The organism is Hylemonella sp. P2_B10, from assembly GCF_056404875.1.
Genome location: NZ_JBFUDE010000001.1, coordinates 1,298,124 through 1,324,137 on the forward strand (window position 1 = coordinate 1,298,124; position 26,014 = coordinate 1,324,137).

General features: G+C 64.3%; 22 protein-coding genes. 8 read left to right on the forward strand and 14 right to left on the reverse strand.

What is annotated here, in order from left to right; genetic code table 11:
- Position 1: 1 nt before the first annotated feature.
- The gene (locus tag AC1DX2_RS06170; protein ID WP_477195408.1) at positions 2-2,110 is read right to left on the reverse strand and encodes a response regulator; all 2,109 of its coding nucleotides are present in this window, start codon (positions 2,108-2,110) and stop codon (positions 2-4) included.
- A gap of 187 nt (positions 2,111-2,297) precedes the next feature.
- Here AC1DX2_RS06170 and AC1DX2_RS06175 point away from each other — a divergent pair, with 187 nt between their 5' ends.
- The 3 genes from AC1DX2_RS06175 to AC1DX2_RS06185 all read left to right on the forward strand — a co-directional run bounded on the left by AC1DX2_RS06175 (position 2,298) and on the right by AC1DX2_RS06185 (position 3,911).
- Positions 2,298-2,519 carry a glycine zipper 2TM domain-containing protein gene (locus AC1DX2_RS06175; protein ID WP_477195409.1) on the forward strand — a complete coding sequence of 74 codons (222 nt, stop codon included), beginning with the start codon at positions 2,298-2,300 and terminating at the stop codon, positions 2,517-2,519.
- 107 nt (positions 2,520-2,626) lie between these two features.
- Positions 2,627-3,511 (forward strand): transglutaminase-like domain-containing protein, encoded by an 885-nt coding sequence (locus tag AC1DX2_RS06180; protein ID WP_477195410.1) that lies wholly within the window; start codon positions 2,627-2,629, stop codon positions 3,509-3,511.
- Between the two features lie 124 nt (positions 3,512-3,635).
- Positions 3,636-3,911 (forward strand): hypothetical protein, encoded by a 276-nt coding sequence (locus AC1DX2_RS06185; RefSeq protein ID WP_477195411.1) that lies wholly within the window; start codon positions 3,636-3,638, stop codon positions 3,909-3,911.
- 77 nt (positions 3,912-3,988) lie between these two features.
- Here AC1DX2_RS06185 and AC1DX2_RS06190 read toward each other — a convergent pair whose 3' ends face one another.
- The 12 genes from AC1DX2_RS06190 to AC1DX2_RS06245 all read right to left on the reverse strand — a co-directional run bounded on the left by AC1DX2_RS06190 (position 3,989) and on the right by AC1DX2_RS06245 (position 20,887).
- Positions 3,989-4,993, reverse strand: coding sequence for a Bug family tripartite tricarboxylate transporter substrate binding protein (locus AC1DX2_RS06190; protein WP_477195412.1), 1,005 nt, complete (start codon positions 4,991-4,993; stop codon positions 3,989-3,991).
- A 40-nt stretch (positions 4,994-5,033) separates the two neighbouring features.
- On the reverse strand, positions 5,034-6,107 hold the full coding sequence (locus tag AC1DX2_RS06195) for an ABC transporter ATP-binding protein (RefSeq protein ID WP_477195413.1): 1,074 nt from the start codon (positions 6,105-6,107) through the stop codon (positions 5,034-5,036).
- A gap of 3 nt (positions 6,108-6,110) precedes the next feature.
- Entirely contained in the window at positions 6,111-7,004 is an 894-nt protein-coding gene (locus AC1DX2_RS06200) for a carbohydrate ABC transporter permease (RefSeq protein WP_477195414.1), read from the reverse strand.
- Positions 7,001-7,897, reverse strand: coding sequence for a carbohydrate ABC transporter permease (locus AC1DX2_RS06205; protein ID WP_477195415.1), 897 nt, complete (start codon positions 7,895-7,897; stop codon positions 7,001-7,003). Before AC1DX2_RS06205 ends, AC1DX2_RS06200 begins: the two co-directional genes overlap by 4 nt.
- A gap of 13 nt (positions 7,898-7,910) precedes the next feature.
- Positions 7,911-9,143 carry an ABC transporter substrate-binding protein gene (locus tag AC1DX2_RS06210; protein WP_477195416.1) on the reverse strand — a complete coding sequence of 411 codons (1,233 nt, stop codon included), beginning with the start codon at positions 9,141-9,143 and terminating at the stop codon, positions 7,911-7,913.
- Positions 9,144-9,174: 31 nt separating this feature from the next.
- Positions 9,175-11,466, reverse strand: coding sequence for a DUF6445 family protein (locus AC1DX2_RS06215; RefSeq protein ID WP_477195417.1), 2,292 nt, complete (start codon positions 11,464-11,466; stop codon positions 9,175-9,177).
- 12 nt (positions 11,467-11,478) lie between these two features.
- Positions 11,479-12,474, reverse strand: a complete 996-nt coding sequence (locus AC1DX2_RS06220) for a cupin-like domain-containing protein (protein ID WP_477195418.1) — start codon at positions 12,472-12,474, stop codon at positions 11,479-11,481.
- Between the two features lie 4 nt (positions 12,475-12,478).
- Positions 12,479-13,174 carry a SapC family protein gene (locus tag AC1DX2_RS06225; RefSeq protein WP_477195419.1) on the reverse strand — a complete coding sequence of 232 codons (696 nt, stop codon included), beginning with the start codon at positions 13,172-13,174 and terminating at the stop codon, positions 12,479-12,481.
- 17 nt (positions 13,175-13,191) lie between these two features.
- Positions 13,192-14,727: a tryptophan halogenase family protein gene (locus tag AC1DX2_RS06230; RefSeq protein WP_477195420.1), complete on the reverse strand. Its 1,536-nt coding sequence runs from the start codon at positions 14,725-14,727 to the stop codon at positions 13,192-13,194.
- 154 nt (positions 14,728-14,881) lie between these two features.
- Positions 14,882-17,905, reverse strand: a complete 3,024-nt coding sequence (locus AC1DX2_RS06235) for a TonB-dependent receptor (protein WP_477195766.1) — start codon at positions 17,903-17,905, stop codon at positions 14,882-14,884.
- A 157-nt stretch (positions 17,906-18,062) separates the two neighbouring features.
- Entirely contained in the window at positions 18,063-19,370 is a 1,308-nt protein-coding gene (locus AC1DX2_RS06240) for a GH1 family beta-glucosidase (protein ID WP_477195767.1), read from the reverse strand.
- Positions 19,371-19,669: 299 nt separating this feature from the next.
- A complete protein-coding gene (locus AC1DX2_RS06245) occupies positions 19,670-20,887 on the reverse strand; it encodes an ROK family protein (protein WP_477195421.1) in 1,218 nt (405 codons plus the stop codon).
- Between the two features lie 185 nt (positions 20,888-21,072).
- On the opposite strand from AC1DX2_RS06245, the gene AC1DX2_RS06250 reads away from it, so the two are divergent.
- From AC1DX2_RS06250 to AC1DX2_RS06270, 5 genes are read left to right on the forward strand one after another with little or no spacing between them, the layout of a single operon-like run.
- Entirely contained in the window at positions 21,073-22,125 is a 1,053-nt protein-coding gene (locus AC1DX2_RS06250) for an ABC transporter substrate-binding protein (RefSeq protein WP_477195422.1), read from the forward strand.
- A gap of 44 nt (positions 22,126-22,169) precedes the next feature.
- Positions 22,170-22,775, forward strand: coding sequence for an SCO family protein (locus AC1DX2_RS06255; RefSeq protein ID WP_477195423.1), 606 nt, complete (start codon positions 22,170-22,172; stop codon positions 22,773-22,775).
- 31 nt (positions 22,776-22,806) lie between these two features.
- Positions 22,807-23,250: a cupredoxin domain-containing protein gene (locus AC1DX2_RS06260; RefSeq protein WP_477195424.1), complete on the forward strand. Its 444-nt coding sequence runs from the start codon at positions 22,807-22,809 to the stop codon at positions 23,248-23,250.
- A complete protein-coding gene (locus AC1DX2_RS06265) occupies positions 23,229-23,996 on the forward strand; it encodes an ABC transporter permease (RefSeq protein ID WP_477195425.1) in 768 nt (255 codons plus the stop codon). Before AC1DX2_RS06260 ends, AC1DX2_RS06265 begins: the two co-directional genes overlap by 22 nt.
- A complete protein-coding gene (locus AC1DX2_RS06270) occupies positions 23,986-24,744 on the forward strand; it encodes an ABC transporter ATP-binding protein (protein WP_477195426.1) in 759 nt (252 codons plus the stop codon). The genes AC1DX2_RS06265 and AC1DX2_RS06270 overlap by 11 nt, the downstream gene beginning before the upstream one ends.
- Before the next feature lie 20 nt (positions 24,745-24,764).
- Here the strand turns inward: AC1DX2_RS06270 and AC1DX2_RS06275 are convergent, their stop codons facing one another.
- Complete coding sequence (locus AC1DX2_RS06275; RefSeq protein WP_477195427.1) at positions 24,765-25,826, reverse strand: LacI family DNA-binding transcriptional regulator; 1,062 nt, start codon at positions 25,824-25,826, stop codon at positions 24,765-24,767.
- Positions 25,827-26,014: the final 188 nt, after the last annotated feature.

A 26,014-nucleotide genomic window follows, 5' to 3' on the forward strand; every position in this document is an offset into this window, starting at 1 on the left:
CTCAGGCGGTGGGTGGGGTGGGCGGTGCCGTCGCCCGTGCAATGGCCGCGCTCAACTGCTCCGGCGAGCAGGGCTTGGGCAGCACCGCAAAGCCGTGCCGGGTGATGGTCTCGATCTGCTCGGCATAGCCGGTCATCAACAGCAACGGCAGCGCCGGCCAGGTGTCGCGCACATGGCGTGCCAGGGCCACGCCATCGGACTCGCCGGGCATCACCACGTCGGTCAGCACCAGGTCGGGCAGCTGGCCCTGCGCCTGGCGTGCCTCCAGCCACTCCAGCGCGGCCACCGCACGGTCCACCCGCGTCACCTTGCAGCCCAGCGCCTCCAACAGCAGCAGCAGCGTGGCGGCCACGTCGTCGTTGTCCTCCACCAGCAGCACGCTCTTGCCCAAGGCGCGGCTCAGACTGGGCTGGGAGGGGTTGGGCGTGGTCTCGGTGGTGTCGGCGGCTGGGAAGTACAGCGTGACCTGCGTGCCGCTGCCCACCACACTGGTGATGCCGGCCACGCCACCGGCCCGCTGGCACAGGCCATACACCTGGCTCAGGCCCAGGCCGGTGCCCTGGCCGACCGGCTTGGTGGTGAAGAAGGGTTCGAACACGCGCGCCAGCACGGCGGCGTCTATGCCCAGCCCGGTGTCGACGGCGACGATGGCCACCGCACGCTGGCCAGGGTGGCCCGGCATTTCGCCGTCGGCATTGTGCGCGCTGATGCTGAAGGCGCCACCCGACGGCATTGCGTCGCGCGCGTTGATGCCCAGGTTCAACAGCGCCAGCTCCAGCTCGGCCGCGTCCACGGTGATCAACCGGGTGTCGGGCGCCACCTCCACCGTCAGCGCCACCTGGCTGCCCAGCACCGGCCCCAGCAGGTCTTTCACCGGTGGCAGGCGGTCCTGCAACCTCAGCAACTCGGGCACCAGCGCCTGGCGGCGCGAGAAGGCCAGCAACTGGCGGGTCAGCTTGGTGGCCGAATCCACCGCGCGGCCGATGGCGTCCAGTGGGCGCTGGCCGGCTTCCGAGACAAAACGCTTGAGCAGGTAGGCGCTGTTGTTGATCACCATCAGCGCGTTGTTGAAGTCGTGCGCCACGCCGCCGGTCAACCGGCCCAGGGCTTCAAGCTTTTGCGCCTGCAGCAGCGCGTCCTCAGCCTTGCGCCGCGTCACCATCTCCTGCTCCAGGCGCTGCGCCGCCTCCAGCGTCTCGCGGCTGCGCCGCTGCGCCAGCCGGGCGGTGAAAAACAGCGCGGCAAACGGCGGCAGGCCGAAGGCCAGCATGACGCCGAGCTGCTTGAGCACCTCGTTGCGCACCTGGGCCAGGTTCATCGCCGTTTCCACATACAGCGGGTAGCTGCCCACGCGCCGGGTGGCTGGCAGGCGGTCCGGTTGGCCGCGGCCGCTGGCGTGGGTGCCGCTGGCAGGCGCCATGGAGGGCGCGCCGGGTTCTACCAGATCGGGGTAGCGGGTGTAGACCGCACCGCTCTGGCTGAACAGCGTGATGGCCAGCCCGGGCTCGTCAGCCACCAGGTCTTCGTAGAACTGGCGAAAGTAGTTGGTCATCAGGCTGATACAGATCACGCCACCGAAATTGCCGTCCGGCGTGTCGAAGCGCACGCTCAGGTTGATGATCTTCTCACCGGAGGTCTTGGTGACCAGAGGTTGTGACAGGAAGCGCCCAGCGTTGCCCTGCTGGTGGAACTGCAGGTAGTCACGGTCAAGAAAGGACAGCTGCTGGCTCACCTTGGCGAACCGGCTGGTGGCAATCGCCCGCCCATCGGCACCGATGATCCAGATGGATTGCAGTTGCGGTTGGTCCTGCATTTTCTGCACCAGAATGGCGTGCAGGCGCCCTTCGTCGGCATGCAACTCGGCGACGGCGCGGCCATCCACCAGGTCGTGCAGGCGATCGGCCAGTTCCTCGGCGCCGCTGAGCACCTTGCTGGCGTGTTCATGGGCCACGCGCAACGACCGGTTGACACGCAACTCGGCGTCCTGGCGTGTCTGCACGAACTCCGAAAACCCGAACAGCGCGAAGATGAACAGCGGCACTGCCACGCTGAGGATGCCCAGCAGTTGGATCTGGCGTTGTGTCTTGTGAGGGGCTGCCGGAGATGTCAAGATAGGTATCAGAATAACAAAGCCGCAAAATCGATCCCAGGCTGGTCCCTGGGGCCTTGGCGGTCATTCTGCCTTGAGCCCTTACAAGCACCAAGTGCGCCAGCACACAGACGGGGCGCGCCGCAAGGCGCAAGCTGTGTGCATGGCCGTGAACCCATGGCCTTTTCAACACTCTGAAAGGCATTCCATGAAATCCACTTACACCTTGTCTTGCGCCTCTCTGGCGCTGGTCGCCCTGCTGGGCACCACGGGTTGCAGCAACATGACCCCCCGTGAGCAGAGCACTGCTGTGGGCGCTGGCGTTGGCGCAGTGGCCGGCTCGGTCCTGACCGGCGGCAGCGGCGTTGGCACCGTGGGCGGCGCCGTGGTGGGCGGCGTGATTGGCGACGAAGTCGGCAAGAAGCGCTAACCCTCAAGCGGCAAAAGAAAACGCCCGCGCCAGCCGACGCGGGCGCATACTGCATCAGCGCACGCCCACTGCCGGGGCAGCGCTGCCCTCCCCCTGAAAGCGCCCCTTTGACCCGACTGAATTTCACCATCGAACTCAAGTACGAGATCGCCCCACCGGGTGGCGACTTCATTTTCAGCATCCATGCAGCGCAAACGCGGCACCAGACGGTGGTGCGCGAAGCGCTGTATGTAAGCCAGGCCATCACGCCGCACCTGTACACCGATCCGGTCACCCACACGCGCTTCCTGCGCCTGCAAGCCGTTGCCGGTGCCCTGACGGTGCGCAGCGAGACCACCGTGGACCTGGACCACCACATCGCACAACCACACCTGGTGCCCGAGGTGCCGGTGGCCCAGTTGCCTGGCCAGGTGCTGCCCTACATCTACCCCAGCCGCTACTGCGAATCGGACCGGCTGGGCCATCTGGCCATGAAGCTGTTCGGCCACCTGCCCATGGGCTATACGCGTGTGCAGGCCATCGCCGAATGGGTGAGTACCAACGTGCAATTCCGCTCCAACAGCTCCACCGGCGCCACCACCGCGCTGGACACGCTGCTGGACGGCAAGGGCGTGTGCCGCGACTTTGCCCACCTGATGATCTCTTTGTGCCGGGCGCTGAACATCCCGGCGCGCTTCGTCACCGGCATTGACTACGGCGCCGACCCCGCCCTGGGCCCGACCGACTTCCATGCCTATGTGGAGGTGTTTCTGGGCGACAGCTGGTACATCTTCGACCCGTCTGCCACCGCCATACCCATGGGCTTTGTGCGCTTTGCCGTCGGCCGTGACGCCGCGGAAACCGCTTTCGCCACCATGTTCGGCGCGGTGGTAGGCAGCGCGCCGGTGCTGCACATCGAAGCGGTGCCGGATTCGCGGGGGCAGTTGCATCTGCCTCAGCGGGTGCCCCAGGGGCTGTCCACCGACCGGGAAGAAATGAGCCTTTCGACCTGATTGTGTTCGCTACCGAGCAGACAAATGCCGACCCTGTGGGTTCAATGGTCTTAAGGCAAGTGCTTCCGCTTGCCTTGCAGTCGCCCCCAGCACTGCCGTTGCCAGACCGACACAGGGGCAGAACATGCCGAACGACACCAAACGAGACGCTGGCAGGGCCCAGTCCTCGGTGGACGCCAGCCTGCGCAAGCGACAAGCCGCGTTTTGCGCCATGGGGGATTCGTTTTTCCTGCACTCACGGGATGCATCACTGTCCACCGATGCGCGCGCGGACTATGCATCCGATGCGGTTTCCATGTACGAGATGGGGGGCATGGAAGATGGCCACGATGGATGTGTTGACGTGCGTCTGGCCCAGTTGATCGCCTTTGTGGCGCAGTGCAAGGCCGGAAAAGGCTGACTGCGCGACACGAGAACGCCAGCAACCCTGGTTTCAGACGACGATTTGCCCCGCCATGCGGCCCGTCAGTCAGTCAGTCAGTCAGCCGCCATCTTCGCGCTCTGCGCCACCTTGCCCAGGCGTTCATACTCGCGCGCCGACAACGCCTCCAGCTCTGCGGCTGTGGAGCTGCGTGGCGAAAAGCCCGCCGCCAGCAGCTTGTCACGCACGCCGGGGTCCCCCAGCGCGGCCTGCAGCGCCTTTTGCAGACGCTGGACCACCGGCGCGGGAACACCCACCGGACCGTAAACGCCGAACCAGGGTTCGACCACGGCACCGGGGAGGCCCGCCTCAGCGAGCGTGGGCACATCGGGCAACGCCGGCGACCTTTGGGAGCCCGCCACCGCCAGCGCGCGCAGCTTGCCAGCCTGGATGTGCGGCAGCGAAGCCGGCAGGTTGTCGAACGCCACCGGCACCTGGCCGCCGATCAGGTCGGTGACCAGCGGCGCACTGCCCTTGTAGGGCACATGCACCCAGTCGGTCTGGCTGAGCTGTGCGAACAGCACACCGGTCAGGTGCATGGAGGTGCCGGCACCGGCGGTGCCATAGGGCACGCCCGGCTGCTTGCGTGCATAGGCCAGCAGTTCGGCCACATTCTTCACCGGCAGGGTCGAGCCCACCTCCAGCACGATGGTGGAGTTGCCCAGCAGGCCGATGGCGGTGAAATCCTTGCGCGGATCAAACGGCACCTTCTTGTAGATGTGCGGGTTCAGCGCGTTGGTGGAGATGGCGCCCATGCCCACCGTGTAGCCATCCGGCGCGGACTTGGCGACGGCGTCCATGCCGATGTTGCCGCCGGCACCACCCCGGTTGTCAATCAGCACCGGCTGCCCCAGGGTCTGGGCCATATGGGCACCCACCGTTCGCGCCACCAGATCGGTGGTGCCACCGGCGGTGTACGGCACGATGAAGCGGATGGGTTTGGCCGGAAAGGCCTCTTGCGCAGCCAGCGGCCCCGCCGCAAAGGCCACCCATGCGATGGCGGCGCTGACAAGGGTACGGCGGGTCACGTTGTGCGGGGTGGCGGTTCTGCGGGTGTGCATGGGGTCTCCTGTTGTTCACAAGGATACCCACAAAAACCCACTAAAGGCGCTGCTCGGTCAATCGGTCGAGCAGTGTGATCCTGGTCAGGTCGATGTCGAACCGCACGGTCTCGTCCACCCGCACGTCAAGTTCCGCGGAAACGGTGGACGACCACAAAGCACCGCCAAACGCCAGCCACACCACCTGGTGGCTTCCCATGGGCTCGATCAGGGACACTTTGGCCTCCAGCGCGCCCGTTCTGGACAACAACAGGTTTTCCGGCCGAACCCCCAGGATCACCTCTTGGTCGGCGGCCAGCGGTTGGCGCAACGGATAGGCCCGCGCATCCAGCCGCAGTGCCGGTGACTCGAAGGTCGTGCCGCCGTCGCGTTGCGACAGCGTTCCGTGCAGGAAGTTCATGCCGGGCGCGCCCAGGAAGCCGGCGACGAACAGGTTCTCGGGCTTGTCGTAGACCTCACCCGGCGCGCCAATCTGCTGGATCTTGCCGTTGCGCATCACGACGATGCGGGTGGCCAGCGTCATCGCCTCCACCTGGTCGTGGGTGACGTAGACCATGGTGGAACCCAGCGTCTTGTGCAGCAGCTTGAGTTCACGCCGCAATTCAGTGCGCAGTTTGGCATCCAGGTTCGACAAGGGTTCGTCGAACAGGAACACCCCGGCTTCGCGCACCAGCGCGCGGCCTATGGCCACCCGCTGGCGCTGGCCGCCCGACAACTGGGAGGGCTTGCGATCGAGCAGCGGCGACAGCTGCAGCATGTCCGCCGCGCGGTTGACGCGCCGTTCGATCTCGGCCTTGGGCGTGCCGCTGATGCGCAGCCCGAAGGACAGGTTGCCCTTCACCGTCATGGTCGGGTACAACGCATAGGACTGGAACACCATGCCGATGTTGCGGTCCGTGGGGTCGGCCCAGGTCATGTCCTGCCCGCCGATGGCGATCGTGCCCCCGCTGACATCAATCAGCCCGGCAATGCTGTGCAGCAGCGTGGACTTGCCGCAGCCCGAGGGACCCAGCAGCACCAGGAACTCGCCGGCCTGCACCTGCAGGTTGAGGTCCTTGATGACTTCGGTCTTGCCGAAGCTGATGCACAGATTGGAAACTTCTACGCTGGTCATCTTCTACCCTTTGACAGCACCGGCAGCGATGCCCCTGACGAACCAGCGGCCCGACACAAAATAGATCGCCAGCGGCACCAGCGACGTGAGTATGGTCGCGGCCATGTTGACGTTGTACAAGCGCTCGCCCGTCGTGGTGTTGATCAGGTTGTTCAATTGCACCGTCATCGGCAGGTTCTCCCGCCCGGCAAATACCAGGCCAAACAGGTAATCGTTCCAGACGCCCGTGATCTGCATGATGGCGGCCACGATGATCATGGGCGTGGACATGGGCAGCATCAGCTGAACGAAGATGCGCACGAAGCCGCCACCGTCAATGCGCGCGGCGTTGAACAGCTCGTGTGGAATGGACAGGTAGTAGTTGCGGAACAGCAGCGTCATCACCGGCATGCTGAAGATGATGTGGACCACCACGATGCCGGGCAGCGAGCTGTACAACCCCAGCGACGCCAGAATGCGCACCAGCGGAAAGATCATCACCTGCGCCGGAATGAAGGCCCCCAGCAGCAGGATGCCAAACAGCACATTGGCGCCGCGCGAGCGCCAGAAGGACAAGGCATAGCCATTCAGCGCGCCCAGCAGAATGGGCAGGATGGTGCTGGGGACCACGATGGCCACCGAGTTCATCAGGCCGCCGCGTATGCCCTCGCAGGCAACGCCGGTGCATGCGGTGCTCCACGCGGCGACCCAGGGCTCCACGGTGACGCTGACCGGCCAGGCAAAAATGTTGCCCAGCTGAATCTCGGCCATGGGCTTGAACGAGGTGACCAGCATGACGTAGAGCGGCATGGCAAAGAACAGCGCCGACACCAGCAGGAAGCCATACACGCTCCAGCGCGCGGGCTTGAATGCGCCGCGTCTTGCGCCGGCTCTTGGTTTGAGGGCGGCGCTGGTCATCGGTTCTTCTCCGCCCGCTGCGCGCGCGCGCGCAGATACCCATACGGTGCCAGCAGCGCCAGCACGGTCATCAGCAGCACGATGGACCCTGCCGAAGCCAGCCCGAGGTTGGCGCGGCCAAACAAATGGTCCATGATGAACTTGGCGGGCACCTCGCTGGCGGTACCCGGGCCGCCCTGCGTCATGGATGCCACGGCGTCGAACAGCTTGATGACGGCGGTAGACAGCAGCACGAACACCGTGGCCAGCGACGGCCCCAGCATGGGCAGCACGATGGACAGGTAGACACGCCAGGTCGGTATGCCGTCCATGCGCGCGGCCTTCCAGATGTCCTCGTCGATGCCGCGCAATCCGGCCAGCATCAGGGCCATCACCAGGCCTGAGGTCTGCCACACGGTGGCGATGACGATGGTGTACATGACCATGTCCTGGTCAATGATCCAGTCAAAATTGAAGCCCTCCCAGCCCATCAGGCGAACCGCCTGCTGTATGCCGTTGCTGGGGTTCAGCAGCCATTGCCAGACCAGCCCGGTGGCGACGAAAGACATCGCATAGGGGTACAGGTAGATGGTGCGCAACACGCCCTCCCCCATGACCTTCTGGTCAATGAAGACCGCCAGCAGGAAGCCCAGCACCATGCAGATGGCGATGAACAGCACGCCGTAAAGCGCCAGGTTTTGCAGCGACAGCAGCCAACGGTCATTGGCGAACAGCCGCTCGTACTGCGTCAGCCCGACAAATTCGTCGGACGGAAAGGTGCGCGAGTTGCTCACCGAAATCTTCAGGCTCCATAGCACCGTGCCCAGGTAGGCCACCAGCACCGTCACCGCCATCGGAAGCAGCGCGATCCAGGCCATGCCGTGGCGCAACCAGCGGCGCGCAGGGAGTTTCATGACAGCGTGGCCCTCAGTTCTTCAATGCCGCGGCGAGGTCCCGCTGGGTCTTCTCGACCGGGATGCTCTTGTTCCAAAAGGCCGTCATCAGGTCTTGCAGCGCGCCGTTCTGGTCCGGGGTCAGAAACACCTCGCCGTTGGCCAGTTGCCGCGACTTGTCCTTCATGACGGCGATGCCCTGCTGCGCGCACATGTCCATCTTCGCGGCATCGGCGTCGGACCGCACGGGGATGGAGCCCTTGCGCAGACTGAACTCCACCTGCGTTGCCGGTGCCATCATCACGGTGGCCAAGGTTTTCTGGGCCTGTACCATCTGGGCGTCTTTTGTCTTGGGGAAGGCAAACACATCGCCCTGGATGACATAGGGCGACTTGGGGCCAAAGCCGGAGATGCAGCCGTAGTCCCGGCCGGGCAACTGGTTGGCGGCGGAAAACTCGCCTTTGACCCAATCGCCCATGATTTGCACGCCGGCCTTGCCAGTGATCAGCAGCGCCGTGGCGTCATTCCAGTTGCGACCGGGGGAGCCCTTGTCCACATACGACTGCAGTCGCTTGTAAACGGTCAGGACCTTCTTGAACTCCTCGCTCTGCATGGCCTTGGGGTCGCGGTCGCGGAAGAACTTCAAGTACAGATCGGTCCCGCCGACATTGGCCAAAACGGCGGAGAACACGATGTTGTCCTGCCAGGCTTGCCCGCCGTGCGCCAGCGGGATCAGCCCCGCAACCTTCAGTTTGTCCAACGCGGCAAACAGCTCGTCCATGGTCTTTGGCTCAGTGGTGATGCCGGCCTTCTTGAAGGCCGCCTTCGAGTACCAGAACCAGTTGAGCGCATGGATGTTGACTGGGGCGGCGTAGTAGTGGCCCTTGACACGCACGATATCGAGCACGGTCTCTGGCAGGAACTTGTCCCAGCCATCGCGCTTGGCAACCTCGTCGACGTTGTTGAGCATGCCTTGGTCCACCAGGTCGTGGAACTGCTTGGACATGTTGAACTGCACCGCCGCCGGCGGGTTGCCGCCGACCATGCGGTTGATGGCGACAGAACGCTGCTGCTCACCGCTGGAGATGGCGGTATCCACCCATGTGCCGCCAGTGGCTGTGTAGGCCTCCGCCAACTTCTTGACCGCCGCGGATTCGCCACCGGATGTCCACTGATGGATCACCTCGGCCTTCGGGCCTGCCGCATGGGCAGCGCCGAGGGCGGCGGCCGCCGTGGCCAGCGCGGCGAAAAGTTGTCTGTTGCGCATGTTGTCTCCAGGTCGTTGAAGCGGGGGGCGGTCAGTTCGATTTCTGACTCTTGAAAAAGCCATTGACGGTGAGGCGGCCCGCGCCCGCCTGGTAGCTGGCCGGTGACCACTGGATGTCACCGGAATGGAAGATGCTGCCGTCGTAGAACACCGCTCGGTTCCACTTGGCGCCCACCCGCCCTATCACCTCGAAATAGCGGTTGCTCTGGGTCATGTAGCCGGCGGGAATGCCGTACTTGTCAGCAAACGCGCTGGCATCCATCGCACTGGCGTCACGCATGAATTGCTGGGTTTGCGCATCCGGCATGAGTGAGCGGAAAAAGACCGTGCCGCCGAGCTGCTCGTCGCGGAACAGGTAATGGACGGTCGCAGCCATCACCTGCCCCGGCTCCAGGCCGGAATCGTCGCGATGGCAGATGCGCTGGCGCGCATCCAAGGTCGCGCTGTCCTGAGTGACGCGTGAAAAGCGGCCATACGCACCCAGCGCCACACCCGTCTGCAGCCGGGGGCCCAAGTGGTGGCGGAAATAAGCATCCAGCTGCGCTGACAGGTCGGCCGGCAGGTCCAGCTGCGGCCCCGGATAAGGGTGCCCTGGCCGAGCCTGAAAGCGCTCCGATGCGGACTGCGCCAGTTTCACCAGTGCGTCCGGGTCCTGTGCAAAATCATCGATGACGTAGACCTGCTGGCCATTGGCCAACGCGATGGCCTGAACCGTCGGGTTGGGATTGAAGAGCCCGGGCAAGATCGGCGACGGTGGTGGCGGCGGCTGGCCGGCCGGGGCTGTGCCCTTGGCCATGCCGGATTCCGACGGCTTGGGGGTGCCGCAGAACTGCGTCACAAAGTCCTGGTGCTTGGGCAACCTCATGAAGGTGCGCGCCGCCTCCTTGCGAATCTCACCGAGAAAATCCGCCAGGCTGTGGTCTTCCATCTGGCGGGTGATGGGGTGGTGTGCTTTGGGCATGATGCCCTGGCCCATCATCACCTGGACCCAGGAGTTTTCGGCGAACAGTTCGTCAGCGGTCAGCACCACGCGCGCGGTGTCGCGGAACTGCTGGATGCGGTGCTTGAGCAGCGCAGGGATCTCCATCTCGCGGCAATCGCGCCAGAACTGCGAATCGGTCCGGTTCTGCACGTGGTAGTGCAAGATGATGAAGTCGCGGATGACCTCGATCGCGGTGTTTGTCTGGTTGTTGTACTCGTCGATGTCGCTCTGGCAGATGCCGTCTGAGGGAAACAGCTGGATCAGCCGCATCAGGCCCTTCTGGATCAGGTGGATGCTGGTCGATTCGATCGGCTCCAGGAAACCACTGGCCAGACCGATGGCGACGCAGTTCTTCTTCCACACCACGTCGCGCTGGCCCGGCTTGAACTTGATGATCCTGGGCGGGCGGATGACCTCGCCCTGGATATTGGCCAGCAGCGTCGCCTTCGACTCGTCGTCGCTGAGGTGCTTACTGCTGTAGACCAGGCCATTGCCAACCCGGTGCTGCAGGGCGATGCGCCATTGCCAGCCCCAGGGATGGGCAATGGAGCGGGTGTAGGGCACGGGGTCGCCGGTTGACGTGGTCTGCGCCGCCACGGCGGTGTCGCAGGGCAACCAATGCGACCAGTCCTGGTAGCCCACGCCCAGGGTCTCGCCCAGCAGCAGCGAGCGCATGCCGGTGCAGTCGATGAAGAAATCAGCCTCCAGCAGCGCGCCGTTGTCCAGCGTCAGCGCGGTGATGTAGCCGCTTTGCGGGTCGGTGTGGACCTTGCCGATCTTGCCCTCGATGCGCTGCGCACCCAAGGCCTCGGAAAAGCGACGCAAGAAACCGGCGTACAGCGTCGCATCGAGGTGGTACGCGTAGTTGAGGCCGTTGTCGGGCAATATCGCGAAGCGGTTGTCCAGCCCGGCGCGCAATTCCAGGCAGTAGTCGCCATAATCGCTGGCCAGGCCCCGCTTGCGCGCTTCCAGCCAGAAGTGCTGGAAGCCGGCCGTCCAGTGCGGCTTGCCAGTCTTGCCGAAGGAGTGGAAGTAATCCTCCTTGACGTTGCGCCAGTTCTCAAAACTGATGCCCAGCTTGAAGGTGGCCTGGGTGGCGCGCATGAACTCCCGCTCGTCCAGATCAAGGATCTGGTGGAAGAAATGCAGGGTCGGGATGGTTGCCTCGCCCACACCCACGGTGCCGATTTCCTCGGACTCGACCAGGCGAATGTCGTACTGCTTGCCCAGGCTCTTGGAAAGTCCAGCCGCCACCATCCAGCCGGCGGTGCCGCCGCCGGCAATGACGATGCGCCGTATCGGCTTCGCGGGATGCTGGGTTTGATCTGTGTCCATGGTCATGGCGGGCCTCCTCTAGCGGTTGAGTCGATTCAGCAGCACCGAGCGCAGCTGGCGCGCGCTGGTATCCGTCAAAGGCCCCAGCACGCCGCGCGCGGCCGGGGGAATGTGCGCCGCCGTGTGCTCGCCGGCGCCAAAGATGTAGTGGTCGAACAGCACTCGCCAGGCATCGCGCTGTGCCGGCGGCAGGTCGCGCAGGGTCAGCAGCGCCAGCATCAGGGTGTTGAGCGGCGTGTCCATGTACCCTGGGGACTGCCGCCACCAGAAATTCACCAGCGCGTTGACGGGTTCCAGGCCTTCGACGCCGTGCCACCATTGGCTGGGAATGAACAGCGCGTCGCCCGGCAGCAGCTCGACCACCTGGGCGTGCTCGAGCGCTTGCGCATAGCGCGGATAGCGGGTGAGGTCCGGCCGGGAGGTGTCGACCAGGCTGACCGGCTGGCCTGCCGGCGTCAGGTCCAGCGGACCGACGTACAGGTTGCCCACCTGCTCGGGCGGAAAAAGCGTGAAGCGCCGGCGACCGGACACAACGCAGGCGATGTTGTCTGGCACGTCGAAATGCGTGGCGACGTGGACCCGGTTGCCGAGCCACAGGCTGGCCAGCGGATCGAGGTGGCTTAAGGCCGGCAGGTCGTTCTCCTGCCGCAGGCCGGGGAACGATCCTTCCAGCTCCGTCGAGCCGAGGTACAGCGCAGGCGGGCTGGCGTTGCCGGCGTTTGCCAGCAGTTCATCGAGCAGAGCACCGAAGGGGGCGACTTCCCGCTGGTAGTTGAAACCCGAGAAGTCGGCGTTGTAGAAGAAACGCCCTTCTATCTCCGGCGGCCCGCGCCACAGCCCCACCTTGGAGCGCTCACCAAAGCGGCGCAGGTAATCGCAACAGGCCGGGTCGGAGTGCAGGGCCGCCTGAACGATGGGCCAGTGCCGCACCAGACCGCGCATGAGCACCGGCTGGGTGGACTGCAAGACATCGTCCGGCAACGCGTCGGGGCTCACATCCGTGCGCTCCAGCATGGCTTCAGGCCTCGCGCGCGAGGTGGCGGCGAACCAGCTTGGCGAGGTTGGACATTGATGCGATCGCCATGTAGATGGGCTGCAGATAGTCCGCCTGGTGCAGCAAGCCCACCGCATCCGCGGCCAGGGCCGCGAGGCGCTCCTCGTGGATCATGTAATAGCCGACCAGCTGGCCATGCGACCCGTCCGGCCGCTCGACGTCCAGCACGAAGGGCTCCAGCAGCTTGTTCGACACCAGCGCCTGGATGAAATCCGGTATCACCTGGTTCCCTTCGTGCAGCGCACGCAGGACGGAATTGACCTTCTCCAGCAATTCCGTGTTGCCGCCCTGCGGCAGGAAGACAGCTTCGCCTTCGGCGCCATGGCTGATACGCGGGCTTGCCATGTCGACCAGCATGCGCATCTCGTCTGCGGAGACGCCGATGGAAAACAGCATGCGTTGCATCGCCAGCGGGAGGTAGTCGGCGTCCCAGCCTTGTTCGGTGAGGAAGAGGTTCTGGCCGTCCTGCAGGCCGAACAGCGCGACGGGCAGGAACCCACCCTGCCCGTCCGGCTGGAACACGATGGGATAGTGCGCCTGCAGGCTTCTGAATTCATCTGGCGTGACGGGACACGACATGACGTCGTCCCCCCATTGGGCGCCGCGCTGGGTGATGACGCGCAGATCCTTGTGCGAGATGTTGTTGAGTAGTTCGAGCATGGGGGCGGGTTGTTGGTTCACGCTGCGGGCACGCCGTGAAGATGGATGTGGTTGATGAGATCGCGGTGGCGCGGCAAACCACCCAACAGCCGCTTGGTGATGGTGGCCGCGTTGCGGAAGCACTCCTGCGCCCGGGCCAGCCGTGCCGGGCGCGGCAGCGCCAGCTCCGGCCTGAAGCCCATGCCGTACAACACGTACTGGTAGCTTGCGGCGGGAAAGACTTCTTCGATACGGAACAGATCGTTGCGATAGGGCGCCCGGTGCCGCCACAGCTGCAACAGTTCGCGCAGGCGTTCGGGCTGGGTTTCGGGGCGGCGATGTTCGCGCCAATAGTCGGAGTCGTCGCGCTGGCTCAGCGCGTAGTGCAGCTTCAGGAAGTCGATCACGCGTGCCCAGCGGTAGCTGAAGGCGTCGTTGAAACGCTTGGCCACCAGATCCATGTCGGCACGGTTGGCGGGCATTTCGTCGCGGATCATCACGGCAGACAGTTCAACCAGCGCCAAGGCTGAGGCCTCCAGCGGCTCGATGAAGCCCGACGACAGGCCAACCGCCACGCAGTTGCGGTGCCAGAAACGTTCGCGGTAGCCGGGCGTGAAGCGGATCTGCCTGGGCGCAGGCAGGTCCGCCGGGCCGCCGCTGCGCCGGATGTGCCGGTGCAGCGCTGCCACTGCCGCATCAAAGTTGGTATGCGCGCTGGAATACACCAGGCCCACGCCACGCCGGGTGGGCAGGCCGATGTCCCAGGTCCAACCTTCTGCGTGGGCCGTGGCGATGGTGGCCGAGGCCAGTGACGCCTTGCTGTCAGCATAAGGCACCTGCAAGGCCAAGGCCGTGTCGTTGAACAGCACGTGCTGTTGCGACTGCAGCGCAATGCCGTAATGCTGCCCCAGCAGCACGGAGGGCATGCCGGAGCAGTCGATGAAGAGATCACCCGTGATGTCGCCGTGGCCGCGGGTTTGCAACGCGGCAATGTCGCCGTTGTCATGCGAACGCACCGCAACGACTTCGTCCAGCACGTGCCGCACGCCGAGCTTCTCGATCGCGTGCCGGCGCAGCAGCAGGCCTATCTTGACGGCATCGAAGTGGTAACCGTAGTTGGCGACGGCGCCAAAGTCTGGGGTGGACACCTGCTTGGGCGCCAGGCGCTCGTTGCACAACTGCGGCTGGGGGCCGACACAATCGGCAAAGGACCGGTCCGCGTGTTCGTGCAGCCAGGCTCCCACCAGGTCGGCTTCACCATAGCCCTGCGGCAGTGAAAACGGATGGTAGTAGCGGTCCGTGTCGCCGCCGTTCACCCAGCCGTCAAAACACGACCCTTGCTTGAACGCGGCATCGCATTCCCGCACCATGTCGGCCTCGCTCAAACCAATGCGCTGCAAGGTCTCACGCATGGAAGGCCAGGTGCCCTCGCCCACGCCTATGGCCGGCGTGTCTGGCGACTCGACCAGGCTGACCGTGAGCGCGCCGGGCTCCGCTGCGCAGTGTTCGGCGGCCAGCAAAGCGGCGGTGATCCAGCCCGCCGAGCCACCACCCAACACCACAACGTGCTTCACCGCATCCGTCACATCAAGTCCCGCCACATAAAACCGCGGCCCCCATAAAACAAAATCGGCCAAGGTGGTCGATTTTGTGATCGCTCAGGGCAGAAATTACCAATCCGAACCTGCGCAGCCACCAGGGGCCGCGCAGGCCAGACAATCGTACTACTTAGAACCGGTAGCGCGCACCAATCAGGAAGCGGCGGCCGGTCTGCGTGGCCGAGATTTGTTGATCCACCGACCGGCCATGCTGGCGGATATAGCCGTCGTTCAGGTTGATCAAGTCCGCCTGTATCGTCAGGTTCTTGCCCACCTTGTAGCCAATCGACATGTCGATCTGCGCGTAGGGCTCCGTGTAGACCGGGTTGCCGCCGGCCCCATCGTTGGTGGCGGCCAGGAACTCGCCGCGCCAGTTGTAAGCCGCGCGCACGGACCAGGTGTTGTCTTCATAGAAGCCCACCAGGTTCGCGGAGTTGCTGACGCCCAACAGCGCGGCCTGCGTGGCGGTGCTGGTGTTGTCGTACTGCAGCCCGGTCCTCACCCAGGTGTAATTGCCAGCGACACCGAAGCCAGTCTTGCCAAACACGTGCTGCGCGTTCAACTCCAGGCCCTTGATGGTGTCCCCGGGCCCATTGGCGAACGTGTTGACGACAAAATTCAACGCCGGATCGCCGGGCAGGCCGGCAATCTTGCCCTGAATTTCTCCGGAGGCGTTGACACCGGTGACGGTCACACCCGGCTGGCCCTTGAAGTTGGTGAAGATGTAGTTGCGCAGGCACAGCGGCTGGGCGCCGGCGCCGCAGGCCGCCTGGGCAGCCTTGTAATAGGCGCCCCCGATAGGCGTGGTGACCCCCGGGATCGTCATGTTGATGCTCGAGGAGCCAACAAAATTGCTGATGTCCTTGTAGAACAGGCCGGCCGAGACATAGCTGGATTTGGCGTAGTAGTACTCGGCGGAGAAGTCCAGGTTCTTCGACAGCAGCGGTTTCAAGGCCGCATTGCCGGTACCCCCCGCGCCACCGCCGGCGTTAGCAAAGGATCCGTTGATGTTCACGCCACCCAGCAAGGTGTTCCAGCCGGGGCGGCCAATGTTCTCGCCGTAGCTGGCGCGCACCTTGACGTCGGAAGTCAGATCCGCATCCCAGTCAATGCTCGGCAGCAAATAGTGGTAGCTGCCGGTGGCGGTGCCAAAACTCGCCCCGCCGCGCGTGTAGTTGATCTCGTTTTGCGAATCCCACGAGGTCGCCGTGACGGGCGTGATCTGGGAAGAGGACTCCACCGTGGTGCTCTCGTAGCGCAGCCCGAGTGAGATGTTCATCGGAATCTTCGAATCGAAGACATGGTCCCACTGCACAAAAGCACTGGAGGACTTCTCCATCGTGCGCCAGTCATTGCCCAGCGTGTAGTTGGGTGCGGCAGAGAGGTAGGCTTCGGCCTGGGCGCGTGAATAGCCCCTCGAGGCGATCAGCACCTCGATGACGCGCGCGCGCAAGCTGTTGAAGTCGGCCATGTAGAAGTTCTGGAACAGCCGCGGATCGCCGCTGCCGGGGATCTGGGTGAAGAAGCTCGGCAGGTTTTCCGTGCGGGTCGCCACTTGGGAATAGTCGCCTGCGATGCCACCCCAGTCGGTGTTCGCGTTGGTGTAGCCGGCTGCCCGGTTGTTCACCTTGGTGAACCCCAGGCCGGCGTTCAGCTTGTTGTCGGCATTGAGCCTGTAGGAGAAGCTGGCCTGGAACTGGTCAACCGTCTGGTCGCTCAGGTTGCTGTTGAACTGCGAACCCGTCATCTGCAGCTTCTTCGGGTCAAACACCGTGGTCGGCAGCGAGAAGATGGGGAACTTCTGGTCGTAATAGGCGATGGCGTTGCCCTGCGCGAACAAGCCAAAATCCATCACCGAGTACGTGCCGAAGGGGCTGTTCGGCCCGGTGTTGGATGTGGAATGGTGGGCGTCGATCACCGCCTTGAGGTCGTTGCTGATCTTCCAGTCGACGTTGAAGCCGGTGGAGTTCAGCCTGGTCTTTTCCCCGTAGAGGCCGCTGTTGATGGCGACGTCATGGTCGTTGCCGGGGAACAGCGACGTCATCATGGTAGGCGACGGCACCTGGGCGCTGTTGAAGGTGGTCGGGCCGAATGAGAAGTTGAACCAGCTGGAGAATTCGGCGTTCTTCTTGTTGATGGTGTTGGTCGCGCCGGTGTAGTCCAGCGTCAGCCGCAGGTCCTTGCTCGGCTGGAACTGCAGCGTCACCTGGCCGTTGATGCGCTCGCGTTCCAGCGCGGTCAGCGAATAGCGCATGTCCACTGACGTCGCGTAGAGGCTGGTCGGGCGGTTGGTAATGGGATCAGCCCCGGTGGCAGGTTTCCTGGGAATGGCACCCCAATCACCGCCTTCGGCCGATTGGGCTGGCGTGAAGGTGCGCCAGCCGCCTGGCGTGTAAGCCTTGTTGGAGCCCGAATCGCGCTTGGAATAGCTGCCGCTGATGGCAATACCGAAGGCGCCATCGTTGAAGGTCTCGCTGTAGATGCCCGACAGTTCCGGCGTGACGCTGCTGCCCTGGAAAGGACTGGGCAGGCGCTTGTTGGAATCGTCGTAGTTGCCCTTGATGGAAAAGGCCGCCACCCGCTCCTTCAGGTCCAAGGGGCGTGCCGTCTTGATATTGATGGTTGCACCGATGCCGCCGGTGGCGTTTTCGGCGCGCGAAGTCTTGTAGACCTCGAGCGCTGAGATCGAGTCCGACGACAGGTTGGCGAAGTCAAAGGCGCGCGAACCGTTGGTGCCACCCAGTTCATTGTTGATCACCGAGGTCGGCATCTGGCGGCCGTTCAGCAGCACCATGTTGTAGTCGGGACCGATGCCGCGAACCGTGACCTTGGAGCCCTCACCGCTGGGCGCACGGTCGATCGAGACGCCGGCGATGCGCTGCATGGATTCGGCGAGGTTCGTGTCCGGGAATTTGCCGATGTCTTCGGCCACGATGCCATCGACCACGCCGCGCGCGGAACGTTTGAGATCGAGCGAGGTGTTCAGCGACCCGCGGATACCCGTGATCACCACGGTATCCAGCGTCTTGGGATCAGTGGCCTGCTGGGCGTTGGCGAAAGGCATGCCCAAAGCCATCATGGTCGCGCAGGCGGCGGCCACCGGGTTGACCCTGAAGTGGGCATTGCGCGGCACAGGTGATCTGCCTATATGCATTTTTTTCACTGTGAAATCTCCTTTTGTTTTACGGTTGACTGGCAAGAAAGATGACTGCACTCACGGGGCGAACAAGGCCTTGGTGACAAGGCGGGGGAAGCGGATCGGCGGCGTCGGCAGACCTGCCGGCTTGCCACTGCGACGATGTGTCTTGAGCTCATGCATGGGCCTTCGCCTCCCGCACCGAGGCGATGGTTTGCTTGAACCAGTGCGCGCTCTCCTTGAATGTCCGCTCCTGCGTCTGGTAGTCCACATGGACCAGGCCAAAGCGCTTGGCATAGCCGCGCTCCCATTCAAAGTTGTCCATCAGGCTCCAGTAGAAGTAGCCGCGCACATCCACACCGCCAGCGCGCGCCTGCGCCAACGCCTCCAGATGCGATTGCACATAGGCAATGCGGGCTTCGTCATGGATGTGCCCGTTCACCTTTTCATCGGCATTGGCCATGCCGTTTTCCGTGATGTAGATCGGCGGCAGCGTATAGGTCTTGTCCAGGCCCATCAGCAGGTCGCGCAGGCCATCCGGATAGATCTCCCAGCCCATGTCGGTGACACCCTGCACATGGGGCGCCGGTATGGGCGGCTGCGCCGCGCTGGCCCAGATCCGGGTGTAGTAGTTGATGCCGAGAAAATCGAGCGGCACGCCAATCGTGGCCATGTCGCCGGGCTCAACCTGCGGATAGTGGGCAATGCCCACATCGCGCGGATAGTCCCCCTTGAAAATGGGGTCCATGTACCAGCGGACAAGGCGTGCGTATTCGGTCTGGGCCGCCGCAAAATCAGCGGCCGAGCTCGTGGCCGGCGTGGCCGGCGACTGGTTCAGCACGATGCCCAGCGGGCATTTCACCTTGCTCGCGCGCATGGCATTGAGGGCCAGGCCATGCGACAGCAACAGGTGGTGCGAGACTTGCGCGGCCAGTTGCGGATCCTTGAAGCCGGGCGCAAAGCGGCCGATCTCGTTGCCCAGCACCGAGGTGCACCAGGGCTCGTTGTGGGTGGCCAGACTGGCCAGCCGGTCCCCCAACAGGCGCCCCATCTTGTCGGCGTAATCCGCAAAACGGCTGGCCGTCGCCCGCTGGCCCCACCCGCCCGTGTCCTGCAGGGCTTGCGGAAGATCCCAGTGGTACAGGGTCCCGTGCGCAGCAATCCCCTTGGCCAGCAGCGCGTCCACCAAACGGTCGTAAAAATCCAGTCCCTTCTGGTTCCACGCGCCCTGCCCCGTGGGCTGCACGCGTGGCCATGCGATCGAGAACCGGTAGGCGTCTACGCCCAGGTCGGCGATCATGTCCACGTCGCTGGCGTAACGGTTGTAGTGGTCGCAGGCCACATCGCCGGTGTCGCCGTTCTCGGTCTTGCCGGGCGTATGCGAAAACGTGTCCCAGATGGACAGTCCGCGCCCGTCTTGCCGGGCGGCGCCTTCGATCTGGAAGGCCGCTGTCGCCACCCCCCAGATGAAGTTGTCGCACAGAAGCGCACGCGCACTCGCGCCCAGTGCTGACTGATCCTTGGCAGGACGCTCCTGCCCCCATCGTGAACTCACTCGCATAACTGTATGGTTTTCTCTACATTAATTCGACAAACGAACTAAATGGGCGCTATCGCGGCACTGCTGGAAATAGATGCACCCGGAATAGCCCAATAACCGGTCCGCATGCGAATTTGACAACGCTGTCTAAATCATCGGAATAGGGGTTTTCCCGCGTCGGGCGGCCGGGGCGCACTGCCCCCGGCAAAGCCGCCTGCCCTTCCCTCGGGCTGGGGACACTGTCAGCGCGGGGGCGGTATGGTCGGGCTGGTTGCCGACAAAGGCCGGGTGAGGTGGTATCGAACCAACGCCGCAGCGCCAATGGCGACGGCATCCTCGCCGAAATACGCCGTCCCGACGGCAGGCGCCGGCAATTGCGCCGCAGCCGAATAGGCATTCAGGGCATCGCGCGCCGGTTGCAAAAAGGTATCTCCCAGCGCCAACGCAGGCCCGCCGATCACGATGCGCACAGGGTCGAAGGCCACCCAGAGGTTGTTCAACAACACGCCCAGGTGCCGGCCAGCCACCTGCACCGCCTGTGTGGGGGCTTGCGCCCCCGATTGAAGCTGCTTGTAGAACCTCTTCAGCGCCTGGCCCCGGCGCGACGGCGCGAGGCCTGCAGAGCCAAGCAGGCTGCCCAGGCCGATCAAAGCCTCCGCACACCCTTTGCGGCCGCAAGAACATAAGGGACCATCCGCCTGCAGGACGAAATGACCGACCTCGCCGGCAAAACCACGGTGGCCTGTTAGCAGGCTGTCCCGAACGACCACCCCGGCGCCCACGCCGTACCCGATGCTCAGGTACACCAGCGGGTCGGCCCCCGGCCGTGGCGAAAACTCAAATTCGGCCAGTGCGGCGACATCGGCTTCGTTTTGCACATGCAGCGGCAAGCCCCGAAGCGGGCTGGTCTCGAATTGGGCCGTCAACAGCGCAGCGGCACGGATGTTCTTCCAGCCCAAATTGGGCGCAAAGTGCAGAACACCGGCGTTCTCATCGACCCCACCGTGCAGGCCGACGCCAACGCCCAGCACCTGGCGCCCCCCTGTCACGCACTTGCGAGCCACCTGGACCAGGTGCTTTGCCGCCAGCTTGAGGCTGGCCTGGGCGTTGCTCACATCCTGGTAGGCAACGACCTGGTGCTCCAGCACGTCGCCCAGCAGATCGGTAGCCACGATGCGGATCTCGTCAATGCCGAGTTCGGCGCCCAGCAAGGCCAGGCGCGAGCGGTCAATGTGCAAGGGGGTTGGCCGGCGACCCAGACTGCCGGTGACCATCAGATCACTCTCACACAGCCAACCTTCTTCCACCAGCTCACGCACGGACAGGCTCACCGTGGATTTGGTCAACCCCACCGCTTCGGCCAGATCGGCGCGCGAGAGCCCAGGCACCCGCAGCAGTTTGCGCACCAGCACCATGCGGTTGATCTGGCGCAGAAGTTGTTGGTCACCCGTCTTCAACATGGAGGGCCCTCATGCCTGTAGAAGTGGCAGCGGGCCTCTTGTGGGGGCCACACGACACATTGCAATTTAATTAGTATAGTGATCAAATCAATTGAGATTGTGTGGGTCGAGACCGTCATCGGCCTTTCACGCCGAGCCGCGCGCATGACCGCGGCATCTGGTTGGCCTTTGTAGAATTCAGCGATATGTCGACAGCACGTTGCCCCGATTCAGCGCAGTTCCTGCAACGCCGGCAACTGCTACGCGGCGCTGTGGCAGCAGCACTGCCCGCGTTGGCCTTGCCGGCATCGGCCGGCGCGTCCTCCACGCCTTTGCAGGTCGGCGGCTTGCCGGTGACCTGCAACCTGACGCTGCCCGTGGCCTGCGTGGCCCGCGCCACCGCCAACGCGCAAGACAAGAGCGGCGGCCCGCGCTTCGAGTTCGAGTACAGCAAGTACAACGGCTGGCCAGAGATCAAGGAGTCGCTGATGGCCGGCCGCATACAGGCGGCCTACATGCTGGCGCCGCTGGTGATGGACCTGGCAGACAAGAAGATACCGGTCAAGATCGTCTCGCTGGGCCACCGCTCCGGTGCGGTCATCATGGTGCGCACAGACTCGCCTTACAAACGTTTCAAGGATTTGACCGGCAAGCGCATCGCCATTCCCAGCCGCTTCGCAGTGGACTTCCTGTTCCTGCGCAAGATGCTGGCGCAAGAGGGCATGACGCCCAAGGAGATAGAGCTGGTGGAGATGCCGCCACCCGACATGCCGGCGGCACTGTATGCCAAGGCGGTGGACGCCTATTGCACGGGCGAGCCGTTTGGCGCCGCCGCGCAACGCGCCGGCTATGCGCGTGCGCTGCGCATGACGCGCGACGAATGGCGCAACTACATCTGCTGCGTGCTCACGGTGCGCGAAGAGCTGATCAAGGAGAACCGCCCGCTGGTGCAGGACCTGGTGAACCATGTCCTGGGCGCCGGCCAATGGCTGGACCAGAAGCAGGACAACCGCAACAAGGCGGTCACCATTGCCGCCGGGCGCAAGTTCTTCAACCAGGACCCCAACATCATCCGCTTCGTGATGGAGAACCCCACCGACCGCGTGACCTATGGCGACCTGCGGATGATTCGTGCCGAGTTCGAAGAGTTGATGCAGTTGTCCATTGCCGCCGGCACGCTGAAGCAGCCCGTGGCCTATGAGCGCTACATGGACGAGAGTTTCGTCAAGGCGGCGCGCGCCACCGTGATTCCTCTGTGATACCCCCTTTGATACTCCCTGTGAATCTCTTTTCATCACCGCAGATGCACCGCTTATTTGCCGCCCTGTTGCTGTCGCCCTTGTTGTTGGGCTACCCCGCCATGTCGGCTGCTGCTGACGCGGCCGGCCAGCTGAAGGCCGGCGTGTTCTCGCCGCCGCGCATGGCGCCGGAGATTGCGCTGCGCGGCTCCGATGGCAACGAACTCAAACTGGCCCAGCACCGCGGCAAGGTGGTGGTGATGGCCTTCGGTTTCACCCACTGCCCCGAGGTCTGCCCCACCACCCTGGCCGTGCTGGCCCAGGCGCGCAAAAAGCTGGGCGCCAACGCCAGCCAGATGCAGGTGGTGTACGTGACGGTGGACCCCGAGCGTGACGATGCGGCACGCATGAAGAGCTACCTGGCCAATTTCGATGCCAGTTTCATAGGCGGCACCGGCAAGCCCGAGGCGCTGGCTGCCGTGCGCAAGGCCTATGGCATCACCGCCAACAAGGTGCCCATGCCCAGCGGCGGCTATGCGGTTGACCATTCCTCCTCGGCCTACCTGATAGACCGCGACGGCAGGCTGCGCGCCATGATGCCCTACGGCCGCACGGCCGACGACTTCGCCCACGATGTGGCGCTGCTGCTGCAGCCGCCCACCGGCAAGTAGGGTCGACTCTGGCATGAGTGCGCGTCGCCGCTTGGCATGGCTTACGTTCGGGTCGGTGCTGGGCCTGGTGCTGGCTGCAGTAACCTGGGCCGCGCTGGCGCCTCTGTCGATAGACTCGCGCGACGAGTTGTTTGAAATTCCACACGGCACCTATGCCCGGCGCATGGCCGGCGACAAGGTGGATATCCTGCCCGACACCATCCACCTGACCCTGGGTGCCAACGATGTGCTGCTGCTGCGCAACCAGGACGATGTGCCGCAGATTTTCGGGCCCACGTTGATCATGCCGGGGCAAAGCTTTCGGCTGCCGTTCGAAGTGGCCTCCACCTACAGCTTTGCCTGTTCCGCCCACGCCAGCGGACAAATGAGCGTGGTGGTGGCGCCCAGGCCCGAAGCGGGTTGGCAGATGCTGCGCTGGCGCATCCAGCATTGGCAAAACAGGAAAGGGCCGTGGTGGCAAGCAGCAACAAACTGAAGCAGATCTTGCCGCCGCTGGCGGTGCTGGCCGCCGTGGTGGCCGTCTGGTGGGTCACCGTGGTGCAAACCGAGAGCGCCATCTTTCCCACCCCCTGGCAGGTGCTGACCGGCGCCTGGGAGCTGGCGCAGGACGGCACGCTGTGGGAGCACATAGGCGCCTCGCTGTTCCGCGTCGGCACGGGCTTTGGCCTGGCCATGTTGTTGGCCATCCCGCTGGGCCTGTGGATGGGTTGGGTGGCCGGCGCGTACAGCACGTTGAACCCCATCTTCCAGATGCTGCGGCCGATCTCGCCCATCGCCTGGATACCGCTGGCCATTTTGTGGTTTGGGGTCGGCGATGTGTCGCCCATCTTCCTGATCTTCATCTCCTCGGTGTTCCCCATGATCGTGCAGACTACGTCGGGCGTGCACACCATAGAGCGCCGCTACCTGCGCGCAGCAGCCAATTTTGGCGTCTCGCGCGCGGTGCTGTTCCGCCAGGTGGTGATACCGGCCGTGTTGCCCGAAATCATCGTCGGCATGCGCATAGGCCTGGGCGTGGCCTGGCTGGTGGTGGTGGCGGCCGAGATGATTGCGCTGCGCTCGGGCCTGGGCTACATGATCATGGACTCGCGCAACGCCGGCAACCGCTACGACCTGGTGATCGCCGGCATGATCATCATCGGCTTGATCGGCCTGCTGCTGGACGGCACAACACGCCTGCTGGAGAAACTGAAGATCGTGAGATGGCGTTATGTCCGCTGAGCACAAGATAGAAGTCCGCAACGTCACCAAGAGCTTTGCCACGGCCAAGGGGCCTCTGCCGGTGATAGGCGGCGTGAGCTTCACGGTGGCCGACGGCGAGTTCGTCGCCATCGTCGGGCCATCGGGCTGCGGCAAGTCCACGCTGATGAACATCATTTCGGGCTTCGAGCGGCCCGACCAGGGCATGGTGCATGTGGACGGCGCGCCGATGGCCAGCCCCTGCGCCAAAGGCATCGTCATCTCGCAGCACGGCTCGGTGTTTCCCTGGCTGACGGTGCGGCAAAACCTGATGTTCGGCCTGAACGCGGACGGTCATGGTGGTCACGGGGATAGGGCCGCGCTGGCCGACCACTATGCGGCCATGGTGGGCCTCAAGGGCTTCGAGGGTGCCTACCCGCACGAGCTCTCGGGCGGCATGCTCAAGCGCGTCGAACTGGCCCGGGCTCTGGTGGTCAAGCCCGAAATCCTTTACATGGACGAGCCGTTTTCGGCCCTGGACGCGCTGATGAACCTGCGCATGCGCACCGAATTGCTGCGCATCCTGGAAGAAGAGCGACACACCGTGCTGCTGATCACCCATGACGTGGAAGAGGCCATCTACATGGCCAACCGCATCATGGTGCTGTCACCGCGGCCCACTGCGGTGCAGGCGACGTTCCACGTCGACATGCCGCACCCGCGCAAGCTGTCCAGCCCGCAGGCACAGGCGCTGCGCGAGGCAATATTGCGGGAACTGGGCGTGGGCTAAGGCCTGTTACCAGGCCGCGGTCAAGCCTTGCGCTTGCCCGCCCCCGGCTTGCTGGTCGACTCCCTGACCACCAGCTCATGCGGCAGGACCCGGTGCAGGGCCGCTTCGGGCAGGGGCTGCGCATCGTTGCGGTTGATGGCGATCAGCATCTCCACCGCCACCCGCGCCATTTCATCCATGGGTTGGCGCACGGTGGTCAGCGGCGGCCACACCAGGCTGGCCGCGTTGGAATCGTCAAAACCGGCGACGGACAGGTCACCGGGCACGGTCAGGCCCAGTCGGTGGGCGGCGGCCAACACACCCAGGGCCATGTCGTCGTTGCTGGCGAACACAGCCGTAGGGCGCACGCGCAGACCCAGCAGGTGCTGGGCCGACGCCACGCCGGAGGCGAAGGTGAACTCGCCCTGGTGAACCAGTTCCGGGTCGACCGCGATGGCGTGCGTCTTCATGGCCCGCAGGTAACCCTGGTAGCGCAGGCCGGAGGCTATCTGGTCTGCCGCGCCCTTGACGAACGCAATGCGCTGGTGGCCCAGGCCAATCAACAGGTTGGTGATTTCCTCCGCCGCCAGCGTGTCGTCCATGCGCACGCTGGGCGTGCCCTTGATGGTGCGCTCCGACGAAATCAGCACGCAGGGGGTCTGGCTTTCGGTCAGCGCTTTGAGCACCTGGCGGTTGTCACACAAGGGTGGGGTCAGGATGATGCCGTCCGGCCGCAATGCCGACACCATGTGGTGCACCTGCTGCTGCAGGTCGGGCGCGTCGTTATGCAGCGACTCCACCACCAGGTGGTAGCCGGCCTCGCGGCAACGCAGCGTGGCGCCCTGCTGCACGCCGCCCACAAAGGCGGCGCTGGGATCGTAGTACAGCAGACCGATCAGGAAAGAGCGCGCGCCGGCCAGGCTGCGCGCCGACTGCTTGGGGCGGTACTTCAGCTCGGCAACCACGGCCAGCACCTGCTCGCGGGTTTCCGGGTGCACGCCGGGCTCCTGGTTCATTACCCGCGACACGGTCTTGATGGAGACGCCTGCCTTGTGGGCCACGTCGGTGATGGTGGGCGCGGAGTTGGCCTTGCCGATTGCCATGTAGGTGGAGATTCTCTTTGTGAAACAACGACGTCAGACGTACGGCTTGATGATAGCTGCTGCACGCTGGCGGCACCGGCGCAGGCCCTTTTTACGGTCTGCAGCCTGCCAACAACTCTCCATTCTGGCAATTTTTGACAGCGCTGTCTAGTGTGTTAAACGAGTAATTGACAGCGCTATCTATTTTC